Origin of the sequence: Corynebacterium evansiae, assembly GCF_027570065.1 — a bacterium.
Classification (GTDB): Bacteria; Actinomycetota; Actinomycetes; order Mycobacteriales; family Mycobacteriaceae; genus Corynebacterium; species Corynebacterium evansiae.
In genome coordinates, this window is sequence record NZ_JAKMUT010000009.1 from 57,942 (window position 1) to 75,011 (window position 17,070).

Consider the following 17,070-nt stretch of genomic DNA (forward strand, 5'->3'; position numbering starts at 1 on the left):
TCAGCTGCCCTACAGGCCGATGTTGGTTCCTGCGGGCAGTTTCAGCGTGTCTGCCTTCACGAAGTAGGTGTGCATCGTGCCGTTCGTCATCTCCAGGTGATCGGAGAGAGCGTCCGGCGTGCCGAGGCCGATCTTCTTGGCAGCTTCCTGCAGCTCCTTCGGCGCCATGTTTGCGTCGATGGGCAGCGGGATCAGCGGCAGCCCGGCCACGCGCGGCGTGACCTCCAGTGAGCTCACCACGATGTGGAAGTTCCCAGTCAGCGTGGTGGTCTGCCCCGGGCCGGTGCGCTGCCAGATGCCACCTTCCGGACCTGCACCTGCGGTGGGGAACTGCACGGACAGGTTCGTCAGAACGGCCTTGTCGGCATCGATGCGCAGCGCCGGCTTCGGACCTTGCGGAGTGGACTGTTGAATCAGCGACATCTTCACGTGCCCCAGCAGGCGCGTGTTATCCGCCTTGATGATGTACGTACCCTGCTGGATAGGTTTTTCGCCCTCGATCGGCCCCGGTGGGGTGAGGTCCATCCGCAAGTCCTCCGGCACCTCGGGCGGTGGCGGAGGCGGCAAATCCGGCAGTGGCGGCGGAGGCGGAAGCTGCAACTGCGCCTCGGCGCTTGGCGTGGACTCGACAGTTAGCGCCGCCACCAGCCCGCACATCGACGCTACCGCGACGACGGCCTTCGCAGCGCTGGAGCTGCCGCGTTTACGCTGCTTGCTCATCTACCTTCCTCTTCTTGCCTTTGTTCTTGCCCTTGCCGTTCTTTTTGACGCCCTTAGGCGCCCTTTCTTCATCCGTCCACGACAGCGCCAGGGCTCCGCCGATCACGGCGCACAGGGTGCCCAGAACGAAGCCGCCGATATTCGACATAGGCAGAGCCACGATGCCGAGGATCAGGGAGGCCACGCCCGTGAGCAGGCGAGTATCCGGCTTGAACCACGTCATGAGTGCCGAGGTGATCAGCAACGCGCCGATCAGAAGTGTGGATACGCCAGAGATCGTGGATACCTGGATGACGATGTTTGATACCTCGAAGGACAGGTATGCCGGGACGATCATGATGATGCCCGACAGCAGCATGAAAAGCCCTGCTGCAAATGGGCGCTGGCGGCGCCAGTTGCCGAAGCCGCGGGTGTTCTTGATCGCGGGAACGTCCTGTGCTTCAGCACCCTGGTCGGCGTCTGCCTCTAGGTCTGACTGCAGGTCGTCATCCAGGTCGGGGTCGTAGTTCGGATCTAGCTCTGGGTTCGTGTTGGGATCCGTGCCGGAGTTAGCACTCGGCATTGTCGTTATCCACAATCGCGATCTTGCTGCCGCCCGCGGTCATCTTGTCCGCCGACAGAGAGCTCGCCTCGATGCCCTGGCCCTTCGCAGTCAGGGAATCGGCAACGATTCCCCAGGCGCCATCCGGGGCGTCCTTGTCGACCTTGCCCGCATTAATGCCGATCTGCGGTTTGACCAGAGTCAGGTCGCCCGTTAGCTTGCGGGCGCCGATCAGCATGTTCTCCGCGGAGAAGTTCTGTCCGGGAACGGTCATTTGGAACTTCTTATCCCCAACGCCCGGAATCTTGATCGGTGCCGTCATACAGACGTCGGTCACCTTGGCATCCTTGATGCGCAGTCGGGAGATCGCCTGGTCGCCATTGTGCATTTTGTCGACGTCGGTGAAGAGGTCGAAGCCTTTACCGTCCAGCTCCCCGACATGCATGTTGAAGATGGTGCCGGAGAGCGCCAGGTGAGCCGACACGCCGCCCTGGGCGACTGCGACGCCCATGCCTGCGGTGGCCAGCAATCCCACGCCGAGGATTGATGCGAAACGTAGTTTGCGAGTATGTCCCATGCGGGTGATCTTAAACACACTTTTGGGCAAGTGGGAGGTTTTTTATCTAAAAAGATCTGATAGTTCTAATAATTTTTCTCGCAAACTCGAGAGTGCACGAGTTATTCGCTCAAGAGTTAAGAGACTACTGAAAGGGTGCGGGTTGGAGCTAGGGGCGTCATTAAGAAACGGTCTTATCGCGCCGCATGGCGGCGAAGGCGGTGACGAGGGCAATGAGAGTCAACAGCATCAACCACCCGATAAACAAGCCCCAACCGTGGGCGAAGAAGTAACCGGAGACCCAACCGATGAGAGAAGAGCCGAGGTAGTAGCTCAAGATGTACAAGCTGGAAGCTTCGGCGCGATCCTGCTCGGCGACCTCGCCGACCCACGCGCTGGCGATCGAGTGGGCGGGGAAGAAAGTAGCGGTGAAGATCAGCACTGCCACCAGCGTGGTGGCGACGGTCGGGATGAAAGCCAACAAGAGGCCTGCGAGAGCCATGGCGATGCAGGCGACCACGACCTTCGCCTGACCATAGCGGTTCACCAGCTTGCCGGTGCGCGTGGAGGTCCACGTGCCCGACAGGTAGATGACGAAAACCAGCGCGGCCAGGGATTCCGGCAGGCCGAAGGTATTAATCAGCCGGAAGGTCATGTAGTTGTACATGGAAACGAAGCTGCCCATCAGGAGGAAAGGCAACAGGAAGAGCTTCAGCAAGATCGGGTCGCGCAGGTGGTTGGCGAAAGCATGCACCTCGTGTGACAAGGTGATCTTCTTCGGGGTGAAGAAGCGCTGCTGTGGCAGCACCCAGGTAGTCACAAGGGCCATCGAGAACGCGAAGAGAGCGCTGAGCAGGGTGGCTATGCGCCAGTCCGTAAACTCCAGCGTGATGCCCGGGATCAGCCTGCCGATCAGGCCGCCCAGCGAGTTGCCCGCAATATAGAACCCCATGATGCGGGGAAGGTAGCTGCGGTCGATCTCCTCGGAGAGGAAAGCCATGGTTACAGCTGGGACGCCCGCCACCGCGAAGCCCTGCAGCAGGCGCAGCGCGATGATCGACTGGATCGAGGGTAGGGCGACCAAGGCGATGGAAAGGAGGGTGGCTGCCAAGACAGATGCCTGGATCACGCGGCGGCGGCCGAAGCGCTCGGAAACCACGCTGAGCGGAATGACCATGAAAGCCAGGCCGCCCGTGGTGGCGGAGACGGTCAGTGCGGCCAGTGAGGGCGAAATGCCGAAGTCTTCCGACAGTGCCGGGAGGACAGCCTGGGTGGCGTACAGAGCGTTGTATGAGGCCAGGCCTGAACACAAGGAGGCGATAAGTGCCATCTTGTAGCCCTTATCTTCCGGGGTGAGGGGGCGAACGTCTGTGGTGTTCGCAGTGTCTGCAGTGTCTGCGAGGGTGTCCGTCACCGATGAAGGTCCTTCCTGCGAGTCTGGGCGGTTCTCTAGCGGCGCATGTTCACAATCGATGTGTCTAGTGTGACGCAACCAGTATCAATTCACTAAATGCAATAAATAGCTTTAGTTGTCCCGGCTAGCGCATATGCTGAAGTGTGGGCGTCGATAAGAAGGGCAAGAAGGAAGGTACAGAGCGTGAAAGACCTAACGTGGCTCCTGGACCTGGCTGAAACCCAGAACATGGTGGATACGTCGCTGCGCCTGGGGATCAGTCAGTCGGCGCTTTCGCGGAGGCTATCGGCGCTGGAAAGAGAGCTCGGTGCGGAGCTGTTCGACCGCAACGGCAGGCACCTCGCCCTCAACGAATGCGGAGCCGCGCTGGCCAGGTATGCCCGCGAGGCCGACGAAGCGTGGCAGCGGGGAGTCGACGAGGTACACCGGCTGATGGATCCGGAGCGGGGAACCGTGCGCGTGGACTTCATGCACTCGCTGGGAACGTGGATGGTGCCGCAGCTGCTGCGGGAGTTCAGAAACGCGCACCCGCAGGTGAAGTTCGAGCTGGTGCAAGGCGCCGCACGGCCACTGACGGACCGTGTAATTGCGGGGGAATCCGATGTGGCGATGGTGGGGCCGAAGCCCCATGCGCTGGTGGAGGCTGGCGAAGTGCGATGGCAGCAGCTGGCCACCCAGAGGCTGGCAATGGCGGTGCCGACGAACCACCGCTGGGCGGGGCGCACAAGCATTAGCATCGCAGAGGCCGCGGACGAGCCCTTCGTGGCCATGCTGCCGGGGTACGGAACCCGTATGCTGTTGGACGATCTGGCGGCCGCGGCGGGCTTCCGGCCACGCCTGGTATTTGAGTCGATGGAGCTGACCACGATGGCGGGACTGGTAAGCGCCGGACTGGGCGTGGCCCTGCTGCCGATGGGGGACCCGAATCTGGTGGTCGCGGGCATAGAAATGCTCCCCCTCGAGGAAGACCGCGAGAGGGAGCTGGGAATGGTCTGGAGCGCACGGGCTCGGTCGGCGCCCGCCGCCGAGGCGTTCCGCGCGTTCGTCGTGGACCAGGCGGTCCGGCGCGACGGCAGGCTGCGCTTCGGCTAGGCGCTGAACCTTAAGCGCCGATGGTGCCGAAGTCGTCCTTCCAGGCAACCACGGTGGCCGGGCGGGCGATGGAATCGCCGCCATCCGGCCAGTGGGAGGTAGAGGTCTTGACGGTGGCCTCTTCGTCCTCACCCGGGTGCTGAACGTTGACGATCACGCGCTTGTCGAAGACCAGCGGGCCACAGGTCTCGGCGCCAGCCGGGACAGTCAGGAACTGCTTGGTCAGACCGCGGGTCTCGCCCTCCAGGGCGACAGCGAATAGGCCGTCATTGGACTCCAGGGCGTTGCCGTCGGTGGAAACCCACAGGTTGCCGAAGGAGTCGAAGGTGACGTTGTCCGGGCAGGAGATCGGGGAGACCTTGGACTTGTCGAAGCCGCCGAAGTAGGTCTCGGCCTCGTCCGGGTCACCACAGACAAGCAGCAGGTTCCACTTGAGTTCCTCGCCGGTGAAGTCGTCCTCGATCTCGAGAACCATGCCGTTCTTGTTCTCCTTGATCGGGGCGTACTCCTTGACCTCTTCGTAGTCCTTGCCCTCTTCCTGCACGCCGCGGTACTTGTTGTTGGTCATCGCAGCGTAGATCTTGCCGGTGGTCGGGTGCGGCTCGACATCCTCCGGGCGGTCCATCTTGGTAGCGCCGACCTTGTCGCCAGCCTCACGGGTGTAGATGATGACCTCTTCAGCGGACATGCCGTCGACGTGCGACTCGGCGGAGCCGTCCTCCTTGACGGTAACCAGCTTGATCCACTTGCCGGTGCCGTCGCACTCCTCGCCCTTTGGCGGGTTCTCCGGGTCGAAGTCCTTGTTGTTGCCCTCGAAGGTGGCAACGTATAGGGTGCCCTCGTCCAGGATCTTCATGTTCTCTTCGCGATCCTTGTCGGTGTTGCCGCTGCGGATCTTGCGGGAGGAGACGAACTTGTAGATGTACTCGAAGCGGGAGTCGTCGCCGGAGTACGCAACCACGGTGCCGTCGTTGGTGACGTGGATGTTGGAGCCCTCGTGCTTGAAGCGGCCCAGAGCAGTGTGCTTCACCGGGGTGGACTTCGGATCCCACGGGTTTACCTCAACCACGTAGTTGAAGCGGTTCGGCTCGTTGGGCTCCTTGGTCACGTCGAAGCGGTCGTAGTGCTTCTCCCACTGACGAGCGGTCTTGGCATCCTCGATGCCGTAGCGGCTCAGGCGCTCGCGGACCTTCTCGTCCTTAACGTTCTCGCCACCAGCGAAGTACTGGTCAACGTTCTCCTCGCCGGAGAGGATGGTGCCCCACGGGGTCACGCCACCGGAGCAGTTGTTGAAGGTTCCCTTGACGATCTTGCCTTCCTTGTCGTCAGAGGTCTTCACCAGCTTGTGGCCAACAATCGGGCCACGCAGCTCGAACTCGGTGTTGCCGGTCAGGCGACGGTTGTACTTGCCCATGACAGGCTTGAGCTTGCCGTCCTTGTCGTTGCCCTCAACCTCGACGATGGACATGCCGTGGTTGGCCAGCTCGATGTCCACGTGCTCCTTGGAGGGGTTCTCCAGGTCGTAGTCCGGGATCATCTGCTGCGGGGTGGTGTACTCGTGGTTAGAGACCAGCAGGAAGCGGTTGTCCTCGCCCTCGATCGGCAGCAGTGCCGCGAAGTCGCAGTTGAAGCCGTACTGCTTAGCGGCCTGCTCCGCGGTCTGGTTGTCTACGTCGAACTCCTCGGCGCCTTCCTCGACCGGGTCGCCCCAGCGGATAACAACCTCGGACTTGTAGCCGGCCGGAACAACAACCTCGTCCTTGGTGTTCGGCTCGACCATTTCGAACTTCAGGCCGTCCGGAGCGTCTGCGCTGTTGCCGGAACCGCCATTGTTCTCGCCGTTGCTGCCCTTGGCGTTGTTGCCCTCACCGTTGTCGTCGCTGCAAGCTGCCAGGAAGGAAGCGCCGCCAACGGTGACCATGGCGGCACCACCGGCGCGCAGTGCGGTGCGGCGCGAGAAGGTGCCCTGGATCAGGTCCATGAAGTAGTTGTTGTCGGACTTGTTGTTCACCGGCTTGGAGCAAGCGTCGCCGCACTTGTACACGCAGGTGCGGTGGGAACGGCTGGACGTGAAGTCCATCTTCTTCAGCAGGTTGCGACCCTTAAGGCCCATGGGGATCTCTCCTCAGTGTTCGTCAGTGTTTGTCAGTCTTCGTCAGTAGCTAACTGCAGATGGCTTACAAGACCTTAAGCAACGCGAACGAACCTGACGTAGCGCGAAGATGTACGTCAGGTTAATTAAGCTGAAATGTGCTTCACTTGCCGAACATTCGGCCCATGCGCTTCATACGCGACAGTCTGCGCAGCCGCCCGAGGCGGAACATTCCGCGCCAACCGAACAGCAACAGGCCGCTCATCACGGTGGCTACGATCATGAAAGACCAATGGGGGACCTCCCCGTGGCGCACGCCCCAGATCCCCAGCCCGGCGATCACGTTGACGATCCAGACCAACGCACCGGTGGAGAACTCGAAACCGCTGAAGCCCGTCCCCTTGGCGCCACCCGGTCGAACCACGCCGATCCACAGCAGAGCCCAGGCGATCGCCACACCGATGAGGAAAGGCCAGGAGGTATCCAGCCAGCCGCCGAAGCTCAGCGGCATCTCCGGAGTGTTGTGCGCAATGCGCGCCAGCAGCGCAAACAGCAGGACGGCGATCACGTCGAGAAACAGCGCAACCCCCGGCGATCGCTGGGTGGTGCCGGGGGTGTCTCCAGTGGAGGTGCTATCGAGGTTGCTCATGCCCCTAATCTTACTGTGCCTAGTTGGCCTAGTTTAGCCTTAGCGTGCCCTGCCGACGGGTTCTTCCTGCCTTTCTTCTTGACGCCCCGTCTCCGCCGCCGCATCGTCAGCATTGCCTTTGGGGTTGACCATCTTGGTAGCGAAGAAGACGATCCAGCCAACCAACGCGAGGCCGACGAAGCTGAGCATGCGGAAGACGATGACGGCTCCGAATGCCTGGACGGAGGTCAGGGTGCCGAACCCGACCAGGGCACTGGTCAGTGCAACATCCACCGGCCCAAGTCCGCCGGGGGTGACCTGCGCTTGCCCCACCAGCTTGGCGGTGAGGAAGGCCAGCACCACGCCCGCGATGGGTGGGGTGGCGCCGATGGCGTAGATGCAGGCCAGCAGGCAGAGGATCTCGAAAACCCAGTTGCCCAGGCTGGCGGCGATTGCGGCGGCGAGCTTGGTCAGCGGCAGTTCCACGGCCGACAGCTGGCGGGAGAACCCGCGGACGCTGTCGGTGAAGCGGTCGACGGGCTTGCCGCGACGGGCGTTGAAAGTCCGCAGTCGGTTGACTAGCCAACGCTCCACCTTGTCCCGGTTCTTTGCCACCCAGTTGGTGAGAATCGCCAGCGCGACGAGGGCGACCAGGGACATGGCCAACGTCAAGGGCTTCACTGTCAGCCCCAGGAAGAAGACTGCGCCGATGGCCAGGATCGCCATGCCGCCGCCAGCCAGCGCGCCGGAGAGCAGCATGTACCAGCTGGCAATGACGGGAGTGGCTCCCCACTTGAGCTGCTCGCGGAAGATCATGGCTGCCGACAGTGCGGGCCCGCCGGGGAAAGTCGAGGACCAGGCGTTAGCTGCCAGCCCTAGCGAATTGGCGCTGATGCGCTTCACCTTCACCCCGGCGCTGCGCAGCAGCACCACCATCACCTCGGCCTGCGCGACCATAGAGGCAGCGAGAGCCAGGATGGCCAGACCGATCCAGCGCTTGTCGGCGTGGGCCAGCTCGCGCCAGCCGTCGCCGATGAAGTGCAGGTGCTCCCGGGCGAGGAAGGCGATGATGGCAATCAGCGCCAGGCAGAGCAGAGTCCTGACTTCTGTGCGCCGCCACAATTCACGCATTAGCGCTCGCCCCCGCCGTCGGCATTATTGCGGCTTTCTTCGACGCGCCGCATCAGCTCCGCGAAAGGCAGGTTCCGCTGACGTGCGGGAGCCTCACCGGGGTGCTGGGCGGGCACGGGGGCGATGGCGTCCACACCAGAAAGTTCCGCAACCGTCACCCGCGACGAACGGGCAGCAGGCGTTGCCTCGTGCGGCGAGGATTCCAGCTGCTCGTTGTGCCCAACCTTCTCCGACAGGCGCTTGACCCACTTGGGAGCCCACCAGTTGTCGGTGCCCAGCAGGTGCATGACGGACGGAACGAGGAGCATGCGGATGATTGTGGCGTCGAGGAGTAGAGCGATGACCATGCCGAAGGCGATGTACTTCATCATCACGATCGAGGAGAACCCGAAGGCACCGCAGACCACGATCATGATCAGCGCGGCGGCGGTGATGATGCTGCCGGTGGTGGCCGTGCCGAAGCGGATCGCCTGATCCGTCGACGCGCCACGGGCGCGGGCCTCCACCATGCGGGAGACCAGGAACACCTCATAGTCGGTCGAGAGACCGAAGACGATGGCGATGATCAGTACCAGCACCGGCGAGGTCAGCGGCCCGGCGGTGAAGTTGAACATGTCCGCGCCGTGGCCGTCGACGAAGATCAGCGTCAACAGGCCGAGGGTCGCGCCGGTGCCCAGGATGTTCATGATCACGGCCTTGGCCGGAATGATCAGCGAGCCGAAGATCATGGCCATCAGCACGAAGCTGACCAGCACGATATACAGCAACATCCACGGCAACTTCTCGAACAGCGCGTCGATGGACTCGACCTCCAGGGCCGGGGTGCCGGCGACGTACACGTTGGCGCCGTCGACGTTGATGTCCTCCAGAGCATTGACGATGCGGTCGTTATCATCGCGGTCTGCAATGCCGGTGGACAGCACCGTCACGTCGTCCTTCGTGGGGCGCGAGACCTGGAACGGGGCCGTCAGCCCCGGAACCGCGTTGGCCTCCTTGTAGACCGCAGCCACGGTCTTGGAATCGCCCTCGATGACCAGCTTGATCGGGTCGGTGCGGAACTGCGGGAACTTCTCGGTGAACTCCTCCTGGTTCACGCGCGTCTGGTTCGACGGCGGCAGGTAGGTCTCGTTCATGCCACCCAGCTTGATGCCCGCAATCGGCACCGCCATCAGCAGCATGCCGCCGACGATCACGACCGTAAATAGCTTCGAGTGGCGCATGGCAAAGGCCGGGATACGGCCCCAAATGCCTTCGACCTGCTCGGAGCGGCGACGGGTCCGCTTCTTCTTAAACGACCACTTGTCGATGTTCGGCCCCAGCATCGCGAAGATACTCGGCAGCACAGCTACGGACAGCAGCGCGGCCAGACCCACAGCGGAGATCGCGCCGAAGGCCACGGACTTCAGGAAGGCCTGCGGGAAGATGAACAACCCGGACAGCGCCACGGCCACCATCGCAGCGGAGAAAACCACAGTCTTGCCCGCGGTGGCGGTGGTGTTGCGCACAGCGGTGCGGGTGTCGTGGCCCTCCGCCATCTCCTCGCGGAAGCGGGAGACCATGAACAGGCCGTAGTCGATGGCCAGGCCCAGGCCCAGCAGCGTGACCACGGACTGCGCGAACACGTTGATCTGCGTGAAGCTGGCCAGGATCGCCAGCACACCCATGGAGCCCAAGATCGACAGGCCGCCCACCAGCAGCGGCATAAACGCGGCGATCAGTCCGCCGAAAACGATCAGCAGCAGCAGGCCCACGGCGGGCAGTGCGTAGATCTCGGCACGGTGAATGTCGCCGGCCATGCCCTCGTCCAGGGAGTCCGAAACCGCCGTGGCGCCGGCGATCTTCACATCCACGCCCGGGGCGCTGATAGCCCGCAGGTCGTCCTCGATCTTGCGGAAGTTAATCAGCACATCGTCTTCGATGCCCTGCAGCCCGATGGAGGCGAAGGCCGCGGTGCCGTCCGGGTTGGCCATGGCCGCCGGGCCGCGGTTGAAGTAGCTGGTCACACCCCCGATTTCGTCGGGGTGATCCTTGCGCAGCTGCTCGATCTGCTGGGTGATGGACTGCTTGACCTCGTCCGAGGTTGCAGACCCCGGCTTATCGCCGGTGACCATCAGGATGACATCCCCGTTGGCGTCACGACCAAAAACCTCTTGCTCGATCTGCGCAGCCTTCGTGGACTGCGAGTTCGGGTCGTCCCACCCCTCCTGGCTCATCCGGTCGGCCAGTTTCAGCCCGGCGACGACATACAGCACCAGGATCGCCGCGATGATCACCAAAGGGATCAGCCGGCGGAACCGGTAGGCGACATCGCCCCAAGAGCTAAACAACGTGAGTGGTCCTTTCTATAACGCCAGAATTCCCTCTAGTCTACGAAGCCGACCAGGGCGAACAGCAAATTTTCCGGGGTGTGTTAGCTATTTCTTCCGCCACAGGTACTCGCGGATGATGTGTTCCTTGTCCAGGCCCTTGCCCTCAAACTTGGTGATCACCTGGCGATCCGTCAGCTGCGGAATGTCCGACTGGTCCTCGGGCCAGCCCAGGTATTCCAGCTGCTCCTCGACCTCTACCAGTTCGTCGATCCACTCTGCGTAGTCCGCGTGGTCGGTGGCGATGTGCAGAATGCCGCCCGGCTTGAGGCGGGAGGCGATCAGGTGCAGCGTGCCGGATTGCACGATGCGCCGCTTGTGGTGGCGGGCCTTGGGCCACGGGTCCGGGAAGTAGATGCGCACGCCGGATAGCGACTCTGGCGCGAACATACGCTGCAGAACTTCCACGCCGTCGCCGCGGATCATGCGCACATTGTGAACATCGCCGCGCACCACGGAACCCAGCAGCTTGGCCAGCCCGGGGCGGTAGAGTTCGACGGCGACGATGTTCTTGTCCGCTTCCAACGGCGCCATCGCGGCGGTCGAGGTGCCCGTTCCGGAGCCAATTTCCACAATTGTTTCGGCATCGCGGCCGAACCATTCGGGCAGGTCGATGACCTCGTCGGCGAGGACTTTGCCCAGCTTAGGCCAGTGTTCGTTCCACAGGGCCTCCTGGTTGTCGGTCAGGGTGCCGCGCCGGAAGCTAAAGTTTCCCAGTCGCGGATAGTCGCGACCGTCGTTAAACTCTGTCTGTAGTGGGCGGCCTGGGGGAAGGCTGCCTGGCGTGTTATCGGAATTATTCATCCAGACCATTCTTGCAGATGGCCTGCGGAATGTCTTAAGCCAAGTGGGGGAGCTAACAAAGATGTTGAAGACCATTTCGGTCATTGGCCCGGATGCGCGCGTGGTCGCCGAGTGCGCCGCGCAGTTGCGCACGCGGGTGGAAGCTAAGACAAGTTCAAGCACGGCGGGGGAGCGCTTCGAGGTTGTGGAGGGTGCTGGCCCGGAGCGACATCCCGATGTTGTTGTTGCGGCGGTGGGGCACGCCACCGCGGAGGATCGCGAGGTCGCCCGGGCCGTCGCGCAGGCTATGGGTGTGGTGTTGCTCTGGCCCTTTGGTAGTGACGCCCCCTCGTCTGAATGGGCCGACACCCCAGGCTGGGTCTGGTGCGAGGACGCGGACGAGGTGTGCGAGTGGATCCGGGAGCTGTGCGTCGATGTAAACGAGTGGGAGGTGCAGGCGCGCCGGGCGGATGCCGAACGGCTGGACCGGGTGCGCATCGCCACGCGGCTGAGCGCGACCCGGATCGCCCAGGAGGTGCTGGAGGATGCCGGCGCTGACAGGTTCGAGTATCTGCACGCTGTCTTCATGGCGCGGCTGCGCTTGGCGGTGCTGGAGCAGGGCGTGGTCTTCCCCGCGCTCCCAGAGGCGCAGGAGGATGCCCCGGCCCGGCCCGCCGCGGCGGTGGGCTCGCGGGCGAGTGTGGTGTTGGCCGCCGCGGCCGGCCTGGCGGCAGGGCTGGGGCTGGGAACGATGGTCGGCAGGCTTTCCGGGCCGGTGGTTGGCGTGATTGTTGGCGTGCTAGTGACTCTGGCGGTGGTGGGGGCGCGGCTGGTCATGCTGCGCTCCGAGGCGCTGAAAGCCCGCGCGGCAAAGGAAGACGCAGTACTTAGACAGCATTGGTCGGCAGTGGTGACGGAGGTGGTTGCCCGGTTGGAGATCCCGCCGGTGGCGCCCCGCATCCGCAGCCTGGCGATGGAGGCGAACTAATGGGTGACCTAATGGATATGGGCATGTTTGACTTCCCAGATGACGGGATCACACCGCAGAACCCTCTGGCAGATCTGATCGGCGCCCACGAGTTGCACGAGCTGCACGGCGGCGCGCCGGGCAACCCGGGCAGCCTGGGAGGCCTCGGCGGCGGGCTCGGCAGCGGGCTCGGCAGCGGGCTGACCGTCGAGTACGGCGGCCGCGAATACTACGTGGACGAACTCAACTCTCACGATCCCAACGCCCACGACCCCAATCGGGCGCCCGGCCAGCGCGGTGGCGCCCACTCAGGCGCCCACCCGGAAAGCCGCTCGGAAAGCCACTCTGGCGCCAGCCCGGGGAGCAACTCGAGCGCCGACCCAGGCGCCGACCCGGGCGCCCGCGCGTGGTACGGCAGCGGAGGCGTGGAAGAGTCCGTCACCATCGCCGACGACCAGGGAATGAGCATCCTCAGCGATACGGATGGCGACGGCAAAGTGGACTACGTCTCCTCAGTTTCCTACGACGGACAATGGTCAGCCTGGCGGTGGATAGAGACCGGTGAGGCCGAAGGGGCGTCACAAAGAAAGAACGACGATACCCCCGATCCGGGGAAGGGGCGATGGCAAACCGACGCCTGGAAATGCGTTGATCGGGGGGAATGGGGTTAGTCGGGGTGTGACGTACAACCACTGGCCACGGAACCAAACCACGGCCCCGGCGCTTCACGATAGTCTGGGGGTGGAAGGGATACCTGTGTCTTTGCACAGGCCCGGATAATTACAGATCACAGCTATATTGAATGCCCAAAAACCGCAGGATTTAGTAGAGTTAATAATGAATACAACCGGGTTTGAACTGGAAGTTTAAACCGACGGTCGGCTATTGAATGTTTGTGCATATTTGGCCGGGCCGGGTTGTGGGACACAAACACGTAGGGAGAAAATCGATGACCATTCGAGGGCTTGTCGGCGAGGCGCCCACCAAGAACCAGGAAATGCTGAACTGGATCGAGGAGGCCGTGGAGCTCTTCCAGCCAGAATCAGTCGTGTTCTGTGACGGCTCCGAGGAGGAGTGGAACCAGCTGGCAGAGCAGCTGGTCGAGCACGGCACACTGATCAAGCTGGACGAAAAGGCACAGCCGAACTCCTTCCTGGCGCGCTCCAACCCGTCTGACGTTGCGCGCGTGGAATCCCGCACCTTCATCTGCTCCAAGACTGAGGAAGACGCCGGCCCCACCAACAACTGGATGGACCCGGAGCAGATGCGTGCCGAGATGCGCGAGCACTTCTCCGGCTCCATGAAGGGCCGCCGCATGTACATCGTGCCTTTCTGCATGGGCCCGATTACCGACCCGTCCCCGAAGCTGGGCATCGAAATCACCGACTCCCCGTACGTGGTTATGTCCATGCGCATCATGACCCGCATGGGTAAGGAAGCCCTGGACAAGATCGGCGAGAACGGCGAGTTCGTGAAGGGCCTGCACTCCGTGGGCGCTCCGCTGGAGCCGGGTCAGGAAGACTCCACCTGGCCGTGCAACGACACGAAGTACATCACCCACTTCCCGGAGGATCGCGAGATCTGGTCCTACGGCTCCGGCTACGGCGGCAACGCCATCCTGGCTAAGAAGTGCTACGCGCTGCGCATCGCCTCCGCCATGGGGCGCGACGAGGGCTGGATGGCAGAGCACATGCTGATCCTGAAGCTGATCAGCCCGGAGGACAAGGCCTACTACATCTGTGCTGCCTTCCCGTCCGCGTGCGGCAAGACCAACCTGGCCATGATCCAGCCGACCATCCCGGGCTGGCGGGCAGAGGTCGTCGGCGACGACATCGCATGGCTGCACTTCGGTGAGGATGGTCGCCTGTACGCCGTGAACCCGGAGAACGGCTTCTTCGGCGTGGCACCGGGCACCAACTACGCTTCCAACCCGATGGCCATGAAGTCCATGGAGCCGGGCAACACCCTGTACACCAACGTGGCCCTGACCGACGACAACAACGTCTGGTGGGAGTCCAAGGAAGGCGAGCCGCAGCACCTCATCGACTGGCTGGGCAACGAGTGGACCCCGGATTCCGGCAACAAGGCCGCACACCCGAACTCCCGCTACTGCGTGCCGATCGAGCAGTGCCCGGTTGCCGCACCGGAGTTCAACGACCCGAAGGGCGTGCCGGTTTCCGCCATCCTGTTCGGCGGTCGCCGTGCGGACACCGTGCCGCTGGTGACCCAGGCTCGCGACTGGAACCACGCCACCTTCATCGGCGCCACCCTGGCTTCCGGCCAGACCGCCGCTGCTGCGGAGGCTGCCGTTGGCTCCCTGCGCCACGACCCGATGGCCATGCTGCCGTTCATCGGCTACAACGCGGGTGACTACCTGCAGCACTGGATCAACATGGGCAACAAGGGCGGCGACAAGATGCCGGAGGTCTTCCTGGTGAACTGGTTCCGCCGTGGCGAGGACGGCCGCTTCCTGTGGCCGGGCTTCGGCGAGAACTCCCGCGTGCTGAAGTGGATCATCGACCGCATCGAGGGCCGCGTGGAGGCCGACGAGACTGTTGTTGGCTACACCGCTCGCTTCGAGGACATCGACACCGATGGCCTGAAGGAGACCGAGGAGGACATCCGCGAGGCTCTGGCTGTGAACCCGGCTGACTGGGAGCGTGACCTGGCCGACAACGAGGAATGGCTGAAGTTCCTGGGTCCGAAGGTTCCGTCCGAGGTCTGGGACGAGTTCAAGGGCCTGAAGGAGCGCGTGGAGGCTGCGAAGTAGCTGTTAGTTGCGCCTGATGGCGCTGCGCTGTGTAGCGCGGGTAGCTCGCGTGTAGCGCTGGTAGCTCGCGTCCGCGAGCGTGCTGGCGCTAGGCGCAGAAATAGGCGAAGCGCCGGGAGGAAAACCTCCCGGCGCTTTCTTTGTGCCCAGGCCTCTGGGGGCTGTGTTTGTTAAACCGTCCCAGCGCCGTTTCTGCGCGCCGCGCCGCCACTTCCTCCTTCGGCTAACTCCAGGGCTAGGGTTAAATGTCGGAAAAGTTGCAAAACGTAAAATTCGGCGCACACCTCTGGTTGAAGAAAACGCTCTGACCAGGCATTTTATGTAGATGAAAAATGTACCCAATAACGTTTTGCAACTTTTACGACATTTAAGCCGAAGTCCCAGCCGACTGGGAGCACGACCAGGCCGACAGCGAGGAACGACTGGAGTTCCAAGGGGCGAAAAACTCGTCCACACGGTATTTGGCAACAATGTTGGTGTTGAAGATTTACGTCATGGTGGCGATGGCTTCGCTGCCGTTAGTGGTTATGTTTACCTGTACAGGTGCGGTGTAATCGTTGTAGATTCCTGCGCGAATAGTTGCGTGGTGCCAAACGGAGCAGGGGGCTCAAAGATGGATAGCCGGGAGACTCTTATTTAGTTGAATAAGAAGGCTAAAATCGGTAAGAACCCGTCCTAACCGAAGAACTCCGTCTTGCTAATACTCATAAACGCGCCCTTACCAGTTTTTGCGTTCCAACACGTCATGCCGTTGTATTCCGAGTGGCAGACATGGTCGCCGAAGTAAATGGTCTTGCCGTAGGGCACATCCTCGATTTCTGAACCGCCATCATCGGGAGCGTAAGGCGGCACATCGTCCCTTGGCATGAGTTTCCAGTTCTTGAAATCCACCCACCAGTTTGCACCAACGGTTTTGCTGTATCCGTAGGGTTTCGTATCGCGGTAAGAGGGAATTCCACATCCTGCGAAAGAAGCGTCTACTGCACACTTGATATTTCCGCTTGGTGACTGAAATACCGCCCGGTCGTGCAGGTAAGACTCCTTATAGCGCCTTACAACCGTTGCTTCGAGAGCATCCGAAGGAATCGGCCCACCGGCCTTCGCGTAAGCGCCTTCGGGGAGGTCCTTATTCGCGGAAGCCGAGGCGTCGCCATCAGGATTGGGTTTGTTGCCTTCCTTTCTGTCACCCTTCTTCACGTAACCCGCAGGCAGATCGGAATTAGGCTTTTTCCCCTTCTTTTTCTTACTTTTATCCTTGCTATTGGAGCTATCGGATTTCGCGGAAGATTCGCCGGATCCGAAGTTAGAGCCAGACTGGTTCTTCTTCAGTCCGTTCGCGTCGTCGGTGACGTACCATTCCAACTCAACCTGCTCAGCTGGAGTGCCCGTGACCTGGCTCCATTCGCTTTTCTCGCCCTCGGTGAGCTGCTTGCCGTCGAAATTGTAATGAATCGTTGGCACTTCCGGGCGCCCGCTTGTGTAAGACCATTCGTAGATTCCGTCGCCCTCGCTGGAAGCCGCTACGTTAGCCCGAGCTGCAGTGGTTCCCGCGCCTGCCACCAGTTCTCTATCCACGGCAAAGGGCTTTCCATCCTGGCCAATTGCAATAAAAGTCACCGGTGAGAAATACTTGCAATCATTCTTGAGCAATAGCTCCGGAACTTCATCATTATTCGCCTCAATCAGTGCATAGGAATAAGTCCCAGTCGGGTGATAATCGTCGCGTTCGGAATGGTCGCGCTCGTACTTTTCCGGATCTTTCAAAACATCCTTGTACGCATCGATCGCCTGCTGCGTCGGGTCGGCCTTTGCTTCCGCCTTCTCGCCGCTCTTCGCATCGCCCCTATTTGTACTGCTTGCCGCCGTGTTGTCCTGCGGTTCGTCGCTCGAACAGCTGGTCATTGCTAAAGCCGCTATGGTCATGACGCCCACAGCCCCAACTCGCCACCGACCCCGCTTCGCGTGGACGCCTCCGTGGCCATTGGTTTTCGAGGTGAGATGGGTGAGGGC

At 62.1% G+C, this 17,070-nt stretch carries 14 protein-coding genes; 4 read left to right on the forward strand and 10 right to left on the reverse strand.

Going from position 1 to position 17,070, the window contains the following annotated elements; all coding sequences use genetic code 11:
• Positions 1 to 9: 9 nt before the first annotated feature.
• The 4 genes from L8V00_RS09350 to L8V00_RS09365 form a co-directional block, all read right to left on the reverse strand.
• On the reverse strand, positions 10 to 720 hold the full coding sequence (locus L8V00_RS09350; protein WP_034968499.1) for a hypothetical protein: 711 nt from the start codon (positions 718 to 720) through the stop codon (positions 10 to 12).
• Positions 704 to 1,282, reverse strand: a complete 579-nt coding sequence (locus L8V00_RS09355) for a DUF6114 domain-containing protein (protein WP_269944857.1) — start codon at positions 1,280 to 1,282, stop codon at positions 704 to 706. Before L8V00_RS09355 ends, L8V00_RS09350 begins: the two co-directional genes overlap by 17 nt.
• On the reverse strand, positions 1,269 to 1,838 hold the full coding sequence (locus tag L8V00_RS09360; RefSeq protein ID WP_034968591.1) for a DUF6230 family protein: 570 nt from the start codon (positions 1,836 to 1,838) through the stop codon (positions 1,269 to 1,271). Before L8V00_RS09360 ends, L8V00_RS09355 begins: the two co-directional genes overlap by 14 nt.
• Before the next feature lie 160 nt (positions 1,839 to 1,998).
• The gene (locus L8V00_RS09365) at positions 1,999 to 3,231 is read right to left on the reverse strand and encodes an MFS transporter (RefSeq protein ID WP_049049325.1); all 1,233 of its coding nucleotides are present in this window, start codon (positions 3,229 to 3,231) and stop codon (positions 1,999 to 2,001) included.
• Positions 3,232 to 3,414: 183 nt separating this feature from the next.
• On the opposite strand from L8V00_RS09365, the gene L8V00_RS09370 reads away from it, so the two are divergent.
• Positions 3,415 to 4,323, forward strand: coding sequence for a LysR family transcriptional regulator (locus L8V00_RS09370; RefSeq protein WP_034968510.1), 909 nt, complete (start codon positions 3,415 to 3,417; stop codon positions 4,321 to 4,323).
• A 10-nt stretch (positions 4,324 to 4,333) separates the two neighbouring features.
• Here L8V00_RS09370 and L8V00_RS09375 read toward each other — a convergent pair whose 3' ends face one another.
• The 5 genes from L8V00_RS09375 to trmB form a co-directional block, all read right to left on the reverse strand.
• A complete protein-coding gene (locus tag L8V00_RS09375; protein WP_035010203.1) occupies positions 4,334 to 6,436 on the reverse strand; it encodes a PhoX family protein in 2,103 nt (700 codons plus the stop codon).
• A gap of 142 nt (positions 6,437 to 6,578) precedes the next feature.
• A complete protein-coding gene (locus L8V00_RS09380; RefSeq protein ID WP_269944858.1) occupies positions 6,579 to 7,064 on the reverse strand; it encodes a DUF3054 domain-containing protein in 486 nt (161 codons plus the stop codon).
• Positions 7,065 to 7,103: 39 nt separating this feature from the next.
• Positions 7,104 to 8,174: a lysylphosphatidylglycerol synthase transmembrane domain-containing protein gene (locus L8V00_RS09385; protein WP_269944859.1), complete on the reverse strand. Its 1,071-nt coding sequence runs from the start codon at positions 8,172 to 8,174 to the stop codon at positions 7,104 to 7,106.
• Entirely contained in the window at positions 8,174 to 10,501 is a 2,328-nt protein-coding gene (locus L8V00_RS09390; protein ID WP_269944860.1) for an MMPL family transporter, read from the reverse strand. Before L8V00_RS09390 ends, L8V00_RS09385 begins: the two co-directional genes overlap by 1 nt.
• Before the next feature lie 87 nt (positions 10,502 to 10,588).
• Entirely contained in the window at positions 10,589 to 11,353 is a 765-nt protein-coding gene (trmB, locus tag L8V00_RS09395; RefSeq protein ID WP_035010206.1) for a tRNA (guanosine(46)-N7)-methyltransferase TrmB, read from the reverse strand.
• A gap of 52 nt (positions 11,354 to 11,405) precedes the next feature.
• On the opposite strand from trmB, the gene L8V00_RS09400 reads away from it, so the two are divergent.
• The 3 genes from L8V00_RS09400 (at position 11,406) to L8V00_RS09410 (ending at position 15,060) form a co-directional block, all read left to right on the forward strand.
• Positions 11,406 to 12,311, forward strand: a complete 906-nt coding sequence (locus L8V00_RS09400) for a hypothetical protein (protein WP_034968540.1) — start codon at positions 11,406 to 11,408, stop codon at positions 12,309 to 12,311.
• A 23-nt stretch (positions 12,312 to 12,334) separates the two neighbouring features.
• On the forward strand, positions 12,335 to 12,961 hold the full coding sequence (locus L8V00_RS09405; protein WP_269944861.1) for a DUF6802 family protein: 627 nt from the start codon (positions 12,335 to 12,337) through the stop codon (positions 12,959 to 12,961).
• A gap of 278 nt (positions 12,962 to 13,239) precedes the next feature.
• Positions 13,240 to 15,060 carry a phosphoenolpyruvate carboxykinase (GTP) gene (locus L8V00_RS09410; RefSeq protein ID WP_239317420.1) on the forward strand — a complete coding sequence of 607 codons (1,821 nt, stop codon included), beginning with the start codon at positions 13,240 to 13,242 and terminating at the stop codon, positions 15,058 to 15,060.
• A gap of 675 nt (positions 15,061 to 15,735) precedes the next feature.
• On the opposite strand, the gene L8V00_RS09415 is transcribed toward L8V00_RS09410, so the two are convergent.
• Positions 15,736 to 17,070: hypothetical protein (locus tag L8V00_RS09415; protein WP_269944862.1), on the reverse strand; the 1,335-nt coding region annotated here is incomplete at its 5' end.